General features: G+C 69.8%; 12 protein-coding genes. 8 read left to right on the top strand and 4 right to left on the bottom strand.

What is annotated here, in order from left to right; genetic code table 11:
- Window positions 1-140: 140 nt before the first annotated feature.
- On the top strand, window positions 141-2,339 hold the full coding sequence (gene uvrD, locus FIU88_RS17465; protein ID WP_152480037.1) for a DNA helicase II: 2,199 nt from the start codon (window positions 141-143) through the stop codon (window positions 2,337-2,339).
- Window positions 2,340-2,516: 177 nt separating this feature from the next.
- A complete protein-coding gene (locus tag FIU88_RS17460; protein WP_152480036.1) occupies window positions 2,517-3,617 on the top strand; it encodes a TRAP transporter substrate-binding protein in 1,101 nt (366 codons plus the stop codon).
- 17 nt (window positions 3,618-3,634) lie between these two features.
- Here the strand turns inward: FIU88_RS17460 and FIU88_RS17455 are convergent, their stop codons facing one another.
- Complete coding sequence (locus FIU88_RS17455) at window positions 3,635-4,042, bottom strand: acyl-CoA thioesterase (RefSeq protein ID WP_016854232.1); 408 nt, start codon at window positions 4,040-4,042, stop codon at window positions 3,635-3,637.
- A gap of 150 nt (window positions 4,043-4,192) precedes the next feature.
- Between FIU88_RS17455 and FIU88_RS17450 the strand changes: the two genes are divergently transcribed.
- From FIU88_RS17450 to cysZ, 6 genes are all read left to right on the top strand, one after another.
- A complete protein-coding gene (locus FIU88_RS17450; RefSeq protein ID WP_152480035.1) occupies window positions 4,193-5,137 on the top strand; it encodes a PstS family phosphate ABC transporter substrate-binding protein in 945 nt (314 codons plus the stop codon).
- Between the two features lie 68 nt (window positions 5,138-5,205).
- On the top strand, window positions 5,206-6,432 hold the full coding sequence (locus FIU88_RS17445; RefSeq protein ID WP_016855939.1) for an ABC transporter permease subunit: 1,227 nt from the start codon (window positions 5,206-5,208) through the stop codon (window positions 6,430-6,432).
- Window positions 6,429-7,991, top strand: coding sequence for a phosphate ABC transporter permease PstA (gene pstA, locus FIU88_RS17440; protein WP_152480034.1), 1,563 nt, complete (start codon window positions 6,429-6,431; stop codon window positions 7,989-7,991). The genes FIU88_RS17445 and pstA overlap by 4 nt, the downstream gene beginning before the upstream one ends.
- 28 nt (window positions 7,992-8,019) lie before the next feature.
- Complete coding sequence (gene pstB / locus FIU88_RS17435; RefSeq protein WP_152480272.1) at window positions 8,020-8,832, top strand: phosphate ABC transporter ATP-binding protein PstB; 813 nt, start codon at window positions 8,020-8,022, stop codon at window positions 8,830-8,832.
- Between the two features lie 24 nt (window positions 8,833-8,856).
- Window positions 8,857-9,585: a phosphate signaling complex protein PhoU gene (gene phoU / locus FIU88_RS17430; protein WP_016855936.1), complete on the top strand. Its 729-nt coding sequence runs from the start codon at window positions 8,857-8,859 to the stop codon at window positions 9,583-9,585.
- An 83-nt stretch (window positions 9,586-9,668) separates the two neighbouring features.
- Window positions 9,669-10,409 (top strand): sulfate transporter CysZ, encoded by a 741-nt coding sequence (gene cysZ, locus FIU88_RS17425; protein ID WP_152480033.1) that lies wholly within the window; start codon window positions 9,669-9,671, stop codon window positions 10,407-10,409.
- A gap of 73 nt (window positions 10,410-10,482) precedes the next feature.
- Here cysZ and phoR read toward each other — a convergent pair whose 3' ends face one another.
- From phoR to ubiA, 3 genes are all read right to left on the bottom strand, one after another.
- On the bottom strand, window positions 10,483-11,796 hold the full coding sequence (gene phoR / locus FIU88_RS17420; protein WP_152480032.1) for a phosphate regulon sensor histidine kinase PhoR: 1,314 nt from the start codon (window positions 11,794-11,796) through the stop codon (window positions 10,483-10,485).
- A 1-nt stretch (window position 11,797) separates the two neighbouring features.
- Window positions 11,798-12,487 (bottom strand): phosphate regulon transcriptional regulator PhoB, encoded by a 690-nt coding sequence (gene phoB / locus FIU88_RS17415; RefSeq protein ID WP_016855933.1) that lies wholly within the window; start codon window positions 12,485-12,487, stop codon window positions 11,798-11,800.
- 124 nt (window positions 12,488-12,611) lie between these two features.
- Window positions 12,612-13,505, bottom strand: a complete 894-nt coding sequence (gene ubiA, locus FIU88_RS17410; protein WP_016855932.1) for a 4-hydroxybenzoate octaprenyltransferase — start codon at window positions 13,503-13,505, stop codon at window positions 12,612-12,614.
- Between the last annotated feature and the right edge of the window lie 55 nt (window positions 13,506-13,560).

The following is a 13,560-nucleotide window of genomic DNA, read 5'->3' as shown; positions in this document are numbered from 1 at the left end:
GTGGGGTCCAATAACATTAAGCACTACGGTGAATCCTAACTGGCTGCCCGATCCCATGTCAGCAATGTCGGTGGCCGGCCGTGACCGACGCGATATGGTAAGCTGTCGGGCCATTTTCCGAGCAGCGATGCCTTCCCGCTATGGACGACGTCACGGCGATTCTCGACCACATGAACCCGGCCCAGCGCGAGGCCGTCAGCGCGCCCCAGGGCAACATGCTGGTGCTGGCCGGCGCCGGCTCCGGCAAGACCCGGGTGCTGGTGCATCGCATCGCCTGGCTGATGCAGGCCGAGGGGCTCTCGCCCTACGCCGTGCTGGCGGTGACCTTCACCAACAAGGCGGCCCGCGAGATGCGCACCCGCCTGGAGGCGCTGCTCGGCATCTCGCTGCGCCACGTCTGGGTCGGCACCTTCCACTCCATCGCCCACCGCCTGCTGCGCACCCACTGGCAGGACGCGCGGCTGCCCCAGCACTTCCAGATCATCGACGGCGACGACCAGCTGCGCCTGATCAAGCGGCTGCTCAAGGACAACAACGTCGATGACGAGCGCTTCCCGCCGCGCCAGGTGCAGTCGTTCATCTCCGGCTGCAAGGAGGAGGGGCTGCGCCCGCACCAGGTGGACGCCCACGGCGACGCCTACATGACCCAGATGGTCGAGCTCTACGAGCGCTACCAGCTGACCTGCGAGCGCGGTGGCCTGGTCGACTTCGGCGAGCTGCTGCTCAGGAGCCTCGAGCTGTTGCGTGACAATCCCGCCCTGCTCGCCCACTACCAGGAGCGCTTCGCCCACGTGCTGGTCGATGAGTTCCAGGATACCAACACCCTGCAGTACGCCTGGCTGAAGCTGCTCACCGGCAAGACCACGCCGATGACCGTGGTCGGCGACGACGACCAGTCGATCTACGGCTGGCGTGGCGCGCGAATCGAGAACATCCGCCGCTTCGAGGACGAGTTCCCCGCCACCAAGACGGTGCGCCTGGAGCAGAACTACCGTTCCACCAGCGCCATCCTCGACGCCGCCAACGCCCTGATCCGCCACAACTCGGAGCGCATGGGCAAGGAGCTGTGGACCGCCGGCGACCGCGGCGAGCCGATCTCGCTGTACGGCGGCTTCAACGACCTGGACGAGGCGCGCTTCATCGTCGATACCATCCGTGAGAAGGTCGAGGAGGGCATGACGCGCCGCGAGATCGCCATCCTCTATCGCTCCAACGCCCAGTCGCGGGTGATCGAGGAGACGCTGATCCGCCAGGGCGTGCCCTACCGCATCTACGGCGGCCAGCGCTTCTACGAGCGCCTGGAGATCAAGAATGCCCTGGCCTACCTGCGGCTGCTGCTCAACCGCGACGACGACGCCTCGCTGGAGCGGGTGATCAACGTGCCGGCACGCGGCATCGGCACCCGCACCGTCGAGGTGCTGCGCGAGCGCGCCCGCCACGTCGGCATCTCGCTGTGGCAGGCGCTGCACGACGCCCAGCTCGACGGCTCGCTCAAGGGGCGCGCGGTGTCCTCGGTGAAGGCCTTCGCCGACCTGATCGAGCGGCTCGACGACGAGACCTCCGGCATGGCGCTCCACGAGATCATCGATCACGTCAACGAGCGCACCGGGCTGGTCGAGCACCACCGCAACGAGAAGGGCGAGAAGGGCCAGGCCCGGGTCGAGAACCTCGAGGAGCTGGTCACCGCCGCCAAGGCCTTCAGCCAGGGCGAGACCCTGGACACCGTGGAGGCCGGCGAGGGCATGGCCGCGCTGGAGGCGTTCCTCGCCGAGGCCGCGCTCAACGCCGGCGAGCACGAGGCCGACGAGTTCGAGGACTGCGTGCAGCTGATGACCCTGCACTCGGCCAAGGGCCTGGAGTTCCCGGTGGTGTTCGTGGCCGGCGTCGAGGAGGGCCTGTTCCCGCACAAGATGTCGATGGAGGAACCCGGCCGCCTCGAGGAGGAGCGCCGGCTGTGCTACGTGGGCCTGACCCGGGCGATGCAGAAGCTCTACCTGACCCACGCCGAGCTGCGCCGGCTGCACGGCAAGGAGACCTTCCAGCGGCCGTCGCGCTTCCTGCGCGAGCTGCCCGAGGATTGCCTCGAGGAGGTGCGGCTGCGCGGCCAGGTCTCGCGGCCGGTCACCGCCTCGCGCCCCGGCCCGCGCCAGGAGAGCGTCGACGGCGGCGCCGAGCTGCCCTCGCTGGCGCTGGGCCAGCGGGTCAGCCACCCGATCTTCGGCGAGGGCGTGATCCTCAACGCCGAGGGCGAGGGCGAGCGCGCCCGGGTGCAGGTCAGCTTCGAGGGCGAGGGCGACAAGTGGCTGGTGCTGGGCTTCGCCAAGTTGACGCCTCTCTAGCGAGCACACACCAAGAAACCAGGTCCTCGATGTGGTGAGGGTCGCCGGATCGGCCCCCAACTATCCTGGGCAGTCGTTCGCTTGCTGATAAATGCCGCTTTCGCGATACTGCCCGGCGGACACCGGTATGCCGCTCGGCATGCGATACGAAAAGAACCGCAAGGAGCCGCCCTCCCCATGGAGCGTCGCAACTTTCTCAAGACCAGCCTCAAGACCCTGGGGGCCGGCACCGCCGGTGCCGTCGCCGCCCCCTTCGTCAACACCGCCAGCGCCCAGGAGACCATCACCTGGAACATGGTGACCTCCTGGCCCAAGAACTTCCCGGCCCTGGGCACCGGCGCCAACGACCTCGCCGAGCGCATCGAACGCATGTCCGGCGGCCGCATGCGGGTCCGGGTCCACGGCGCCGGTGAACTGGTACCGGCCCTGGAGGTGTTCGACGCGGTCTCGGCCGGCACCGCCGAGATGGGCCACTCCGCCTCCTACTACTGGCGCGGCAAGGTCGCCGCGGCCCAGTTCTTCACCGCCGTGCCCTTCGGCATGACCACCACCGAGACCAACGCCTGGCTGTACCACGGCGGCGGTCAGGCGCTGTGGGACGAGCTCTACGCCGAGCACAACCTCAAGCCCTTCGCGGTGGGCAACACCGGCACCCAGATGGGCGGCTGGTTCAAGAAGGAAATCCACTCGCTGGACGACATGCAGGGCCTCAAGCTGCGTCTGCCGGGCCTGGCCGGCGAGGCCATGAGCGGCATCGGCGTGACCACCCTGACGATCCCGGGCAGCGAGATCTTCACCTCCATGGAGACCGGCGTGCTGGACGCCGCCGATTGGGTCGGCCCCTACAACGATCTGGCCTTCGGCCTGCATCAGGTGGCCGACTACTACTACACCTCGGCCTGGAACGAGCCCAGCGCGATCCTCGAGGGCACCATCAACCTGGAGGCGTGGAACGCGCTGCCGGACGACCTCAAGGTGGTGGTCACCGAGGCCGCCCGCGCCTCCAACCTGGCGATGATCAGCGAGTTCGCCTTCCGCAACGCCGAGGCGCTGCGCAGCCTGGTCGACGAGCACGGCATCCAGCTGCGTCAGTTCCCCGACGACGTCATGGCGGCGCTGCACGAGTCGTCGCAGCGGGTCCTCCAGCAGCAGGTCGAGAACGACGAGGCCTCGAAGCGGATCTTCGAGGCCTATCGCGACTTCCAGCAGCGGGTCAGTGCCTTCACCGATATCGGCGAGCTGGCCTACCTGAAGTCGCGGGAGACGCTCGTCGGCTGAAGGAAGATCGGGGCGGCTCAGCCGCCCTGACGCACCGCGCGGATGCGGCCGTTGTCGTCCAGCGCCACCGTCACGAAGCGGGCCTCGGTGACCTTGTGCAGTTCGTCGGGGTCGCGCTCGTGGGGCGAGCGGCTCCACACCTCGACGTCGATTTTGATCGAGCTGTGGCCGATCTCGCGGACGTCGGTGAAGATGTTGACCATCGAGCCGACCCGTACCGGACACAGGAAGTCCATGGCCTCGACGGCCACGGTGGCGGTTCGCCCCCCGGCCTCGCGGCCGGCGGCGAGCTCGGCGGCCTGGTCCATGTGGCCGATCAGCCAGCCGGCGGGAATGTCGCCGTGGAAGTTGGTGTCCTGGCGGCGGGCGACCAGCTTGAGGGTCAGATGGCCGCGCGGGGTCGGGATGTCATCGAGTTCGCTCATGGCACGGGTTCGCCTGGCTTGTTGTTGTAAGGGATCGCATCGCGGTGCGAGGCCGAAGGATCGGTGAGTCATGATAAACGTCGAGGGCGCGGCTGCTCTACCCTGTGGGGGAGAGAGCCGCGCCCGATCCGTATGAGCTGGAGGAGAGTCATGATAGCGGTCCTACGACGCGGCCTGACGGCCTGGCTGCTGGTGGTCGCCGGGCTGTGGGGCGCGCCGGCCTCGGCCGATCACCATGTCGGCACCCTCGATACCGTCGGTTCCGACACCATGGCGGGGCTGATGCTGCGCTGGGGCGAGCTGCTGAGCCAGCGCTATCCGGGGCTTAGGGTGCAGCTTCAGGCGGCTGGGTCGGCCAGTGCGCCGCCGGCGCTGACCGCCGGCACCACGCTGCTGGGGCCCATGTCGCGGCCGATGGACGACGAGGAGCGCGCGGCCTTCGTCGAGCGCCACGGCTACCCGCCGCGGGAGGTGGTGGTGGCGCTGGATGCGCTGGTGGTGGTGGTGAATCGCCACAACCCGCTGAAGAGCCTGTCGCAGCGCGAGTTCGATGCGATCTTCTCCGAGACGCGGCGCTGCGGGGCCGAGCGGGCCATCCAGCGCTGGGAAGCGCTGGGCCTCGCGTCTCCCGCCGGCCCCATCGTGATGCATGGCCGCAACGCCGTGTCCGGCACCCACGGCCTCTTTCGCCGCGAGGGGCTGTGCGGCGGCAGCTTCCGCCCCGACGTCAACGAGTATCCCGGTTCGGCCGCGGTGGTGGAGGCGGTGGCCGGCGATCCGCTGGCCATCGGCTATGCCGGCCTCAATCACCTGACGCCCGGGGTGCGGGCGGTGCCGCTGCGCGATACCGAGGGGCGAATCCACCGGCCCGATCCGCTGGCGGTGCGGGGCGACGATTATCCGCTGGCCCGGGCGCTGCGCATCTACGTCAATCAGCCGCCGGGCACATCGCTGCCCGTCGCCGAGCGAACCTTCCTCGAGCTGGTGCTCTCGGCCGAGGGCCAGGCCATCGTCGAGGAGCTCGGCTTCGTGTCGCTGCCCACAGCGACCCTGGCCCGCCAGCGCCGGATACTGGAGCTCGACGATGGGGCGTGACAGTGTCACCGCTTTGTCATGAGAATGTCGTAACCTTCCGTTAACCCCTCGACGCCCGTGCGCTGACGATGCCCGACTCCTCCTCTTCACCGCTGCTGCGCCGTCGCCTGCGACAGGGGCGCGATCGCCTTGCCACGGCGCTGATCACCGCCGGTGGCATCGGCGTGATCGCCGCGGTGATGGCGATCGGCGTGTTCCTGGCGGTCGAGGTCCTGCCGCTGTTCTGGCCCGATGCGTCCGGCGAGTCGTCGCTGAGCCTCTCCTCGCTGTGGCTGCCCCAGCCCTATCCCGGCCTCGACGAACCCGTCTACCGCTGGCAGCCCGCGCTGCCGGAGGGCGATCCCGGGCCGCGCTTCAGCCTGGCGCCGCTGGCCTGGGGCACGCTGGAGGCCGCGGCCTGGGCGCTCGCGATCGCCGTGCCGCTGGCGCTGGGCGCGGCGGCGCACTCGGCGCTGTTCATGTCGCGGCGCCTGCGGGCCCACCTCAAGCCCACCCTGGAGCTGATGGAGGCCCTGCCCGGGGTGGTGATCGGTTTCCTCGCCGGCCTGGTGCTGGCGCCCTGGCTGGAGCGCCACCTCGGGCTGGGGCTGACCCTGCTGCTGTTGCTGCCGCCGGGCGTGGTGCTGGGCGGCGCCCTGTGGAGCCGGCTGCCCGGGCGGCTGCGCCAGCGCCTGCCGCTGGGCTGGTCGGCGCTGTGGCTGGTGCCCTGGCTGCTGCTGCTGTGGGCGCTGGCGGCCTGGCTGGCGCCGTGGCTGGAGGGCTGGTGGTTCGGCGGCGACCTGCGCACCTGGCTCGCCGCCCATCTGGGGCTCGACTACGCCAGCCGCAATGCCATCATCGTCGGCATGGCGATGGGCTTCGCGGTGATGCCGACCATCTATGCGCTGGCCGAGGATGCCCTGTCCGGCGTGCCGAAGAGCCTGGGCGAGGGCGCCCTGGCGCTGGGCGCGACGCGCTGGCAGACCCTGTGGCGCGTGGTGCTGCCCGCCGCCGCGCCGGGGGTGTTCTCGGCGGTGATGATCGGCGCCGGGCGCGCCGTGGGCGAGACCATGATCGTGCTGATCGCCAGCGGCAACACCGCCCTGATGAACCTCAATCCGCTGGACGGCCTGCGCTCCATGGCCGCCAGCATTGCCATCGAGCTGCCCGAGGCCGCCCCCGGCGGCAGCCACTATCGCCTGCTGCTGCTGGCGGCGCTGCTGCTGTTCCTCTTCACCTTCCTGGTCAACACCCTCGCCGAGGTGATCCGGACCCGCCTGCGTCGCCGCTACCGGCGCCTGGGAGACACGGCATGAGCTGGACGTGGCGACGCCCGGGGCGCGCCCGCCTGCCCCGGGGCGAGGGTCCCTGGGCCTGGCTGGCCGCCGGCAGCATCTCGCTGTCGCTGCTGCTGCTGGCCCTGCTGCTGGTGCTGCTGGCCGCGCGGGGGCTCGGTCATTTCTGGCCCAGCGACGTGGCCCAGCTCACCCTCAGCGACGGCCGCACCCTCGCCGGCCGGGCGGTGAAGCAGACGCCGCTGCCCGACGGCGAGGGCGAGGAGCGCCTCTACCGCACCGGCAACCGCGATCTGGACGGCGATATCTGGGCCTGGGTGGCGGTGGCCGATATCGCGACCGAAGCCTATCCCGCCGACCTGGTGGTGCTGGAGCGGCGCCGCTGGGGCGACTTCATCGGCCGCCTGGTGGCCTGGAGGCCGGCCGAGGGCGAGCGCCTCGAGGGGCCGGAGGCCTGGGAGGCCCTGAGGGCGCGGCTGGCCGATCACGGGCGCCAGCGCGAGGCGATCGCCCGGCTGCGCGACCGGGTGCTGCTGCCGCTGGCCGGCGAGCTCGAGGGGCGCGGTGAGGACCCCGAGGCGGCGCGGGCGATGTCGGAGGTCGAGGCGCGCATGCGGGCCATGCACGAGGCGATGGCGGGCGACCTGGTGGTGATGGAGAGCGCCGACGGGCGCCGTATCCGCCTGCCCGTCGAGGAGATCGTCAGGGCCCGGCAGCCCAACGACATGGGCGTCGCGGCCAAGCTGATCGCCTGGGGCGACGGCGTGTGGCGCTTCCTCTCCGAGGGGCCGCGCTCGGGCAACGTCGAGGGTGGGGTCTGGCCGGCGATCTTCGGCACCGTCCTGATGGTGATGCTGATGTCGCTGCTGGTCACGCCCTTCGGCGTGCTGGCGGCGGTCTATCTCAACGAGGTGGCCCACCAGGGCCGGCTGACCCGGCTGGTGCGGATCGGCGTGCGCAACCTGGCCGGCGTGCCCTCCATCGTCTACGGCGTGTTCGGCCTCGGGGTGTTCGTCTACGGCCTCGGGGGCCGCCTCGATCAATGGTTCTTCGAGGCATCGCTGCCGTCGCCGACCTTCGGCACCGGCGGCCTGCTGTGGGCCTCGCTGACCCTGGCGCTGCTGACGCTGCCGGTGGTGATCGTGGCCACCGAGGAGGGGCTGTCGCGGATTCCCGATCGCCAGCGCGAGGGCGCCCTGGCGCTGGGCGCGACGCGCCTCGAGATGCTGAGCCGGGTGGTGCTGCCGATGGCCGCCCCGGCGATGCTCACCGGGATGATCCTGGCGGTGGCGCGGGCCGCCGGCGAGGTGGCGCCGCTGATGCTGGTGGGCGTGGCCAAGCTGGCGCCCCAGGTGCCGCTGGATGGCGATTTCCCCTTCCTCCACCTCGAGCGCAAGTTCATGCACCTGGGCTACCACATCTTCGACACCGCCTTTCACAGCAACGATGTCCAGGCGGCGATGCCGCTGGTCTATGCCACGGCGCTACTGCTGGTGCTGGTGATCCTGGTGCTTAACCTGACTGCAATATTTCTGCGCCATCATCTGAGATCACGCCATGGTGGCCTCTCGCGATTCTGAGGGCGACCATGGTGCCAAGGGGTATGTGATGCCGGTCAAGCAGGACCCGGCTCCGCGACGCGGGGCCTTCGTCGATTTCGCGCCCGAGGCCTCCTGCCTGGAGGTCTCGGGCTTCGGGCTGCGCTATGGCGGCAAGCCGGCGCTGCGCGACCTGACCCTGCGGGTGCCGCGCAACCGTGTCACCGCCTTCATCGGGCCCTCGGGCTGCGGCAAGTCGACGCTGCTGCGGGCCCTCAATCGCCTGCACGATCTCAACGAGGACGTGCGACGGGAGGGCGAGATCCGCCTCGAGGGCCAGGAGATACACGCGCCCGAGGTGGCGGTGGCCGAGCTGCGCCGTCGGGTCGGCATGGTGTTCCAGGCGCCCAACCCCTTCCCGATGTCGATCTACGACAACGTGGCCTTCGGGCTGCGGCTGCAGGGCGGGCTGCGCAAGCGGCGCATCGACGACATCGTCGAGTGGTCGCTGCGCTCGGCGGCGCTGTGGGAAGAGGTGAAGGACCGCCTCCAGGCCTCGGCCTGGGCGCTGTCCGGCGGCCAGCAGCAGCGCCTGGTGATCGCCCGGACGCTGGCGGTGGAGCCCGAGGTGCTGCTGCTCGACGAGCCGGCCTCGGCGCTGGACCCGATCTCGACGCTCAAGGTGGAGGAGCTGATCCGCAACCTGAAGTCGAGCCTGACCCTGGTGCTGGTCACGCACAACATGCAGCAGGCGGCGCGGGTGTCGGACTACACCGCCTTCCTGCAGGACGGCGAGCTGGTGGAATACGCCCCCACCGATACCCTGTTCACCAATCCGCGCCTCGCGCGCACCGAGAACTACATTACCGGACGCATGGCCTGACGCCGGCGCCCTCAGGAGAGTCTCATGGACATCACCAGCGATATCCACAGCCAGCATATCTCGCGCCAGTTCAATCATGAGCTCGAGGAGCTCAAGACCCACCTGATGGCCATGGGCGGGCTGGTCGAGAAGCAGGTGCAGGACGCCGTCCGCGCCCTGCTCGACGGCGATTCCGCCCTGGCCGAGCGCGTGGTCGACAACGATCGTGCCGTCAACGACATGCAGATCAAGATCGACGACGAGTGCACCCAGATCCTGGCCCGCCGCCAGCCGGCGGCCTCCGACCTGCGCCTGGTGCTGGCGGTGATCCGCGCCGCCTCCGACCTGGAGCGCATCGGCGACGAGGCCAGCAAGATCGCCCGCAACGCCGTGGACCTGGTCGAGAACCAGAGCGGCACCCGCGGCTTCGTCGAGGTGCGCGTGATCAGCGAGCACGTGCGCAAGATGATGCGCGACGCCCTGACCGCCTTCGCCCGCTTCGACACCGAGCTGGCGCTCAAGGTGGTGCAGGAGGACGAGCAGGTCGACAGCGAGTACCAGAGCGCCATGCGCTCGCTGATGACCTTCATGATGGAAGACGCCCGGGCGATCTCGCCGGTGCTCGGCATCATGTGGATCCTGCGCGCCCTGGAGCGCGTCGGCGACCACTCCAACAACCTGGCCGAATACGTGGTCTATCTGGTCAAGGGCCTCGACATCCGCCACACGGCACCGGATGATCTCGGCGATGAGGTGCTCGGCGACGAGGGCTGAACCCCGCTCGACCGGCACTGTCCATGAAGCGGCCGTCGCCCCTGGCGACGGCCGCCGTCGTCGTGATGGAGGAAATGACACCGATGCTGGATGCCTTCTCGGCGCTGTCCCGGGGGACGCGCCTGGTCTACACCCCCGGCCTGCGCCGTTACGTGTTCCTGCCGATCCTGGCCAACCTGGTGGTCTACGCCGCCATGCTGAGCTACGTGCTGACCCACTTCGGCGGCTGGCTCGACGGCTGGATGGCCATGGTGCCGGGCTGGCTCGACTGGCTGTCGTGGCTGATCTGGCCGCTGTTCGTGGTGAGCCTTACGCTGATCGTGTTCTTCAGCTTCACCCTGGTGACCCAGCTGATCGCCGCCCCCTTCTACGGCCTGCTGGCCGAGAAGGTCGAGCGCGAGGTCACCGGGCGCCCGCCGCTGGACGACCGCGGCCTGGCGCGCACCGCCATCGATGCCCTGGGCCGCGAGCTGGTCAAGCTGGGCTACATCCTGCCGCGCATGCTGCTGCTGTTCGTGATCGGCTGGATACCGGTGATCAACCTGATCGCGCCGCTGCTGTGGCTGCTGTTCTCGGCCTGGATGATGGCGGTCACCTACCTCGACTATCCGATGGACAACAACAAGGTGCCCTTCGCCGACATGCGCCGCCGCCTCGCCGCGCGCCGCTGGCCGACGCTGACCTACGGCGGCTGGGTGATGCTGATCACCTGGCTGCCGCTGGCCAACCTGTTCCTGCTGCCCGGCGCCGTGGCCGGCGCGGTGCTGATGTGGGAAGACCACTATCGGGCGCTCGCGCCCGATACCGCCCCGGCGAGGCGCTGACGCCCGGGCGTCGTGATCACGTGACACCCCTCCGCCCGGCCTGCGTCGGGCGGAGTCGCGTCTGGCGGCGGAATCAGGCGCGCCGCGAGGCCGGCGCGGCGTCGGTGAGGCGCGCGGCGGGGAAGATGCAGCGGAAGGTGGCGCCCTCGCCGAGCCGGGAGTCGATCTCCAGCTGGGCGTCGTGGCGCAGCAGCACGTGCTTGACGATGGCCAGCCCCAGGCCGGTGCCGCCGGTGGCGGTGCTGCGACCCTTGTCGACCCGGTAGAAGCGCTCGGTCAGGCGCGGGATGTGCAGCGGGTCGATGCCCTCGCCGTCGTCCTCGACCTCCAGGCAGGCGCCGTCGCCCCAGGGACGCCAGCGCAGCACGATGCGGCTGTCCTCGCCGGCGTAGCGCACGGCATTGAAGGCCAGGTTGGAGACGGCGCTGTGCAGCTCCTTCTCCGAGCCGAGCAGGGCGCGGGGCTCGTCGATCTCCACCTCCAGCCGATGATGGCTCTCGGACAGCGCCTCGGCGTCGCGGCGCACGGCCTCGAGCAGGCTGGGCGGGTCGAGGCGGACATCGTCGTGGCCGCCCTGGTCGTTCTCCAGCCGCGACAGCAGCAGCAGGTCGTTGACCAGGTTCTGCATGCGCCGGGTCTGGCTCTGCATCTGGCCGATGCCGCGGCCGAGGCGCTCGGGCAGCATCTCGGCCATGTCGCCGTAGGTCTCGAGGTAGCCCGCCAGCACGGTGAGCGGGGTGCGCAGCTCGTGGGAGACATTGGCCACGAAGTCGCGACGCATCTGCTCGAGGCGGTGCAGGCGGGTGATGTCGCGGGCCATCACCAGGCGTTCGTCGTCGCCGTAGAGGGTGATCTGGAACTGCAGGATCAGGTTCTCGTCGATCGGCGAGCACAGCGTCAGCGGCTCGCGGTAGTCGCGGGCGTGGAAGTAGTCGACGAAGCTCGGGTCGCGGAGCAGGTTGGTGATGTGCTGGCCGCGGTCCAGGGTCGGCTTGAGGCCCAGCATGCGCTCGGCGGCGCTGTTCCACCACTCCATGTCGCCGTGGCGGTCGAGCATCACCACGCTGTCGCGCATCGCCTCGGAGGATTCCTGGATGCGGCTCAGGGTGTCGCGCAGCCGCCGCTGGGTGATGCGCTGGCCCTTCTGATAGCGGTAGAGGCGGTCGAACAGTTCCCCCCACAGCCCCACCGCCGAGGGCGGCTCGTCATGGGGGTGATGGGTCAGCCATTCCTGCAGCGCGTGGAGCTGGCGCATCTGGTAGAAGAGATAGATGGCGAGCCCCACGGCGAGGCCGAGGCCGCTCAGGGCGAAGGGCCAGCCGATCAGCGCGCCGGCGGCCACCAGGGCCGCCAGCCGCCACCATTCGCGTCGCCACAGCCGGCCCATGTCAGGCCTTGGCGGAGAAGCGGTAGCCGGTGCCGCGCACGGTCTGGATCAGCTGCTGGTGCGGCTCGCCCAGCGCCTTGCGCAGGCGGCGGATATGCACGTCCACGGTGCGCTCCTCGACGTAGACGTTGCCGCCCCAGACCTGGTCGAGCAGCTGGCCGCGGGTGTAGGCGCGCTCCTGGTGGGTCATGAAGAACTGCAGCAGGCGGTACTCGGTGGGGCCGATCTCCAGCGACTGGCCGTCGATGCTGACGCGGTGGCTGACCGGGTCGAGCATCAGGCCCTCGACCTGGACCGGATCCTCGACGCCGCGCGGCGTGGCCCGACGCAGCACCGCCTTGAGGCGCGCCACCAGCTCGCGGGGCGAGAAGGGCTTGGTGATGTAGTCGTCGGCCCCGGACTCGAGGCCCTGGATCTTGTTGTCCTCTTCGCCCTTGGCGGTGAGCATGATGATCGGCAGCTCCGAGGTGCCTTCCTCGCGCTTGAGCCGGCGGGCGAGCTCGACGCCGCTGGTGCCGGGCATCATCCAGTCCAGCAGCACCAGGTCGGGCTGGTGATCGACGACCATGGCGTGGGCGCTCTGGGCATTGTCCGCCTCGAGCACGCGATAGTCGGCCATCTCCAGCGCCACGGCGATCATCTCGCGGATGGGCGCTTCATCATCGACGATCAGTACGGTCTTGGCGGTCATCCCGGGGCCTCATGGTCGAGAGCAGTGACATATTGGTGACGATGACAGCATGTCCTTGTGACAATACCGTGACAGCCTCGTCCTGTCGCCCCCGCTCAGCGCCGCGGTTTTTTCCCGCCCGGCGTCACGCGCCGGCGCCCGGCCACAGCGACAGCGCGATGCCGGCGAACACCAAGAGCCCCGACCAGTGATTGTTGAGGAAGGCCTGGAAGCAGCGATCGCGATCGCGGTGGCGGATCAGCCGCTGCTGGTGGACGAAGGTCGCCGCCATGGCGGCCAGGCCGAGCCAGAAGAAGCCGGTGAGGCCGAGGCGCTCGCCGGCCCAGGCCAGCAGGGCGAGCGTGGCCAGCTGCAGCAGGCCGATGATCCGCTTGTCGGCGCGGCCGAACAGCACCGCCGTGGACTTGATGCCGATGCGCAGGTCGTCGTCGCGGTCGACCATGGCGTACTCGGTGTCGTAGGCCACGGTCCACAGCACGTTGGCGGCGAACAGCAGCCAGGCCTCCAGCGGCACATGGCCGAGCACCGCGCCGAAGGCCATGGGAATGGCCCACGAGAAGGCCGCGCCCAGCACCACCTGGGGCAGGTGGGTGTAGCGCTTCATGAAGGGATAGACGAAGGCCAGGATCACGCCGCCCACCGACAGCATCACGGTGAAGGCATTGGTGAAGCACACCAGCACGAAGGCCGCCAGCACCAGGCCGGCGAACAGCCCCTTGGCCTCGCCTTCGCCGATGCGCCCGGTGGCCAGCGGACGCGACTTCGTCCGCTTCACGTGGCCGTCGAAGTGGCGGTCGGCGTAGTCGTTGACCACGCAGCCCGCGGCCCGCATCAGGTAGACCCCGGCGACGAAGATCAGCAGCAGCCGGCGCTCGGGAACGCCCTCGGCCGCCGTCCACAGCGCCCACAGCGTCGGCCACATCAGCAGCCAGGTGCCGATGGGGCGGTCGAGGCGCGTCAGGTGCAGGAAGTCGGGCAGCCGGGCCAGCCCCTTGGGGCGCATCAGGGAACGTTCCATGTGGGTCTCTCGGTTGAATCGGACGACGCGGGTTTCGGGCGATGCCAGACGCAGC

This window comes from Halomonas sp. THAF12, assembly GCF_009363675.1.
In the GTDB taxonomy this organism is placed as follows: Bacteria; Pseudomonadota; Gammaproteobacteria; order Pseudomonadales; family Halomonadaceae; genus Halomonas; species Halomonas smyrnensis.
The sequence above is the reverse complement of the archived record's forward strand: the minus strand, read 5'-3'. Positions and strand labels throughout refer to the sequence as shown.

Excerpts from the sequence above, each read along its gene's own strand:
- uvrD (WP_152480037.1), top strand. The coding sequence starts at position 141 with ATGGACGACGTCACGGCGATTCTCGACCACATGAACCCGGCCCAGCGC.
- FIU88_RS17460 (WP_152480036.1), top strand. The coding sequence starts at position 2,517 with ATGGAGCGTCGCAACTTTCTCAAGACCAGCCTCAAGACCCTGGGGGCC.
- FIU88_RS17455 (WP_016854232.1), bottom strand. The coding sequence starts at position 4,042 with ATGAGCGAACTCGATGACATCCCGACCCCGCGCGGCCATCTGACCCTC.
- FIU88_RS17450 (WP_152480035.1), top strand. The coding sequence starts at position 4,193 with ATGATAGCGGTCCTACGACGCGGCCTGACGGCCTGGCTGCTGGTGGTC.
- FIU88_RS17445 (WP_016855939.1), top strand. The coding sequence starts at position 5,206 with ATGCCCGACTCCTCCTCTTCACCGCTGCTGCGCCGTCGCCTGCGACAG.
- pstA (WP_152480034.1), top strand. The coding sequence starts at position 6,429 with ATGAGCTGGACGTGGCGACGCCCGGGGCGCGCCCGCCTGCCCCGGGGC.
- pstB (WP_152480272.1), top strand. The coding sequence starts at position 8,020 with ATGCCGGTCAAGCAGGACCCGGCTCCGCGACGCGGGGCCTTCGTCGAT.
- phoU (WP_016855936.1), top strand. The coding sequence starts at position 8,857 with ATGGACATCACCAGCGATATCCACAGCCAGCATATCTCGCGCCAGTTC.
- cysZ (WP_152480033.1), top strand. The coding sequence starts at position 9,669 with ATGCTGGATGCCTTCTCGGCGCTGTCCCGGGGGACGCGCCTGGTCTAC.
- phoR (WP_152480032.1), bottom strand. The coding sequence starts at position 11,796 with ATGGGCCGGCTGTGGCGACGCGAATGGTGGCGGCTGGCGGCCCTGGTG.
- phoB (WP_016855933.1), bottom strand. The coding sequence starts at position 12,487 with ATGACCGCCAAGACCGTACTGATCGTCGATGATGAAGCGCCCATCCGC.
- ubiA (WP_016855932.1), bottom strand. The coding sequence starts at position 13,505 with ATGGAACGTTCCCTGATGCGCCCCAAGGGGCTGGCCCGGCTGCCCGAC.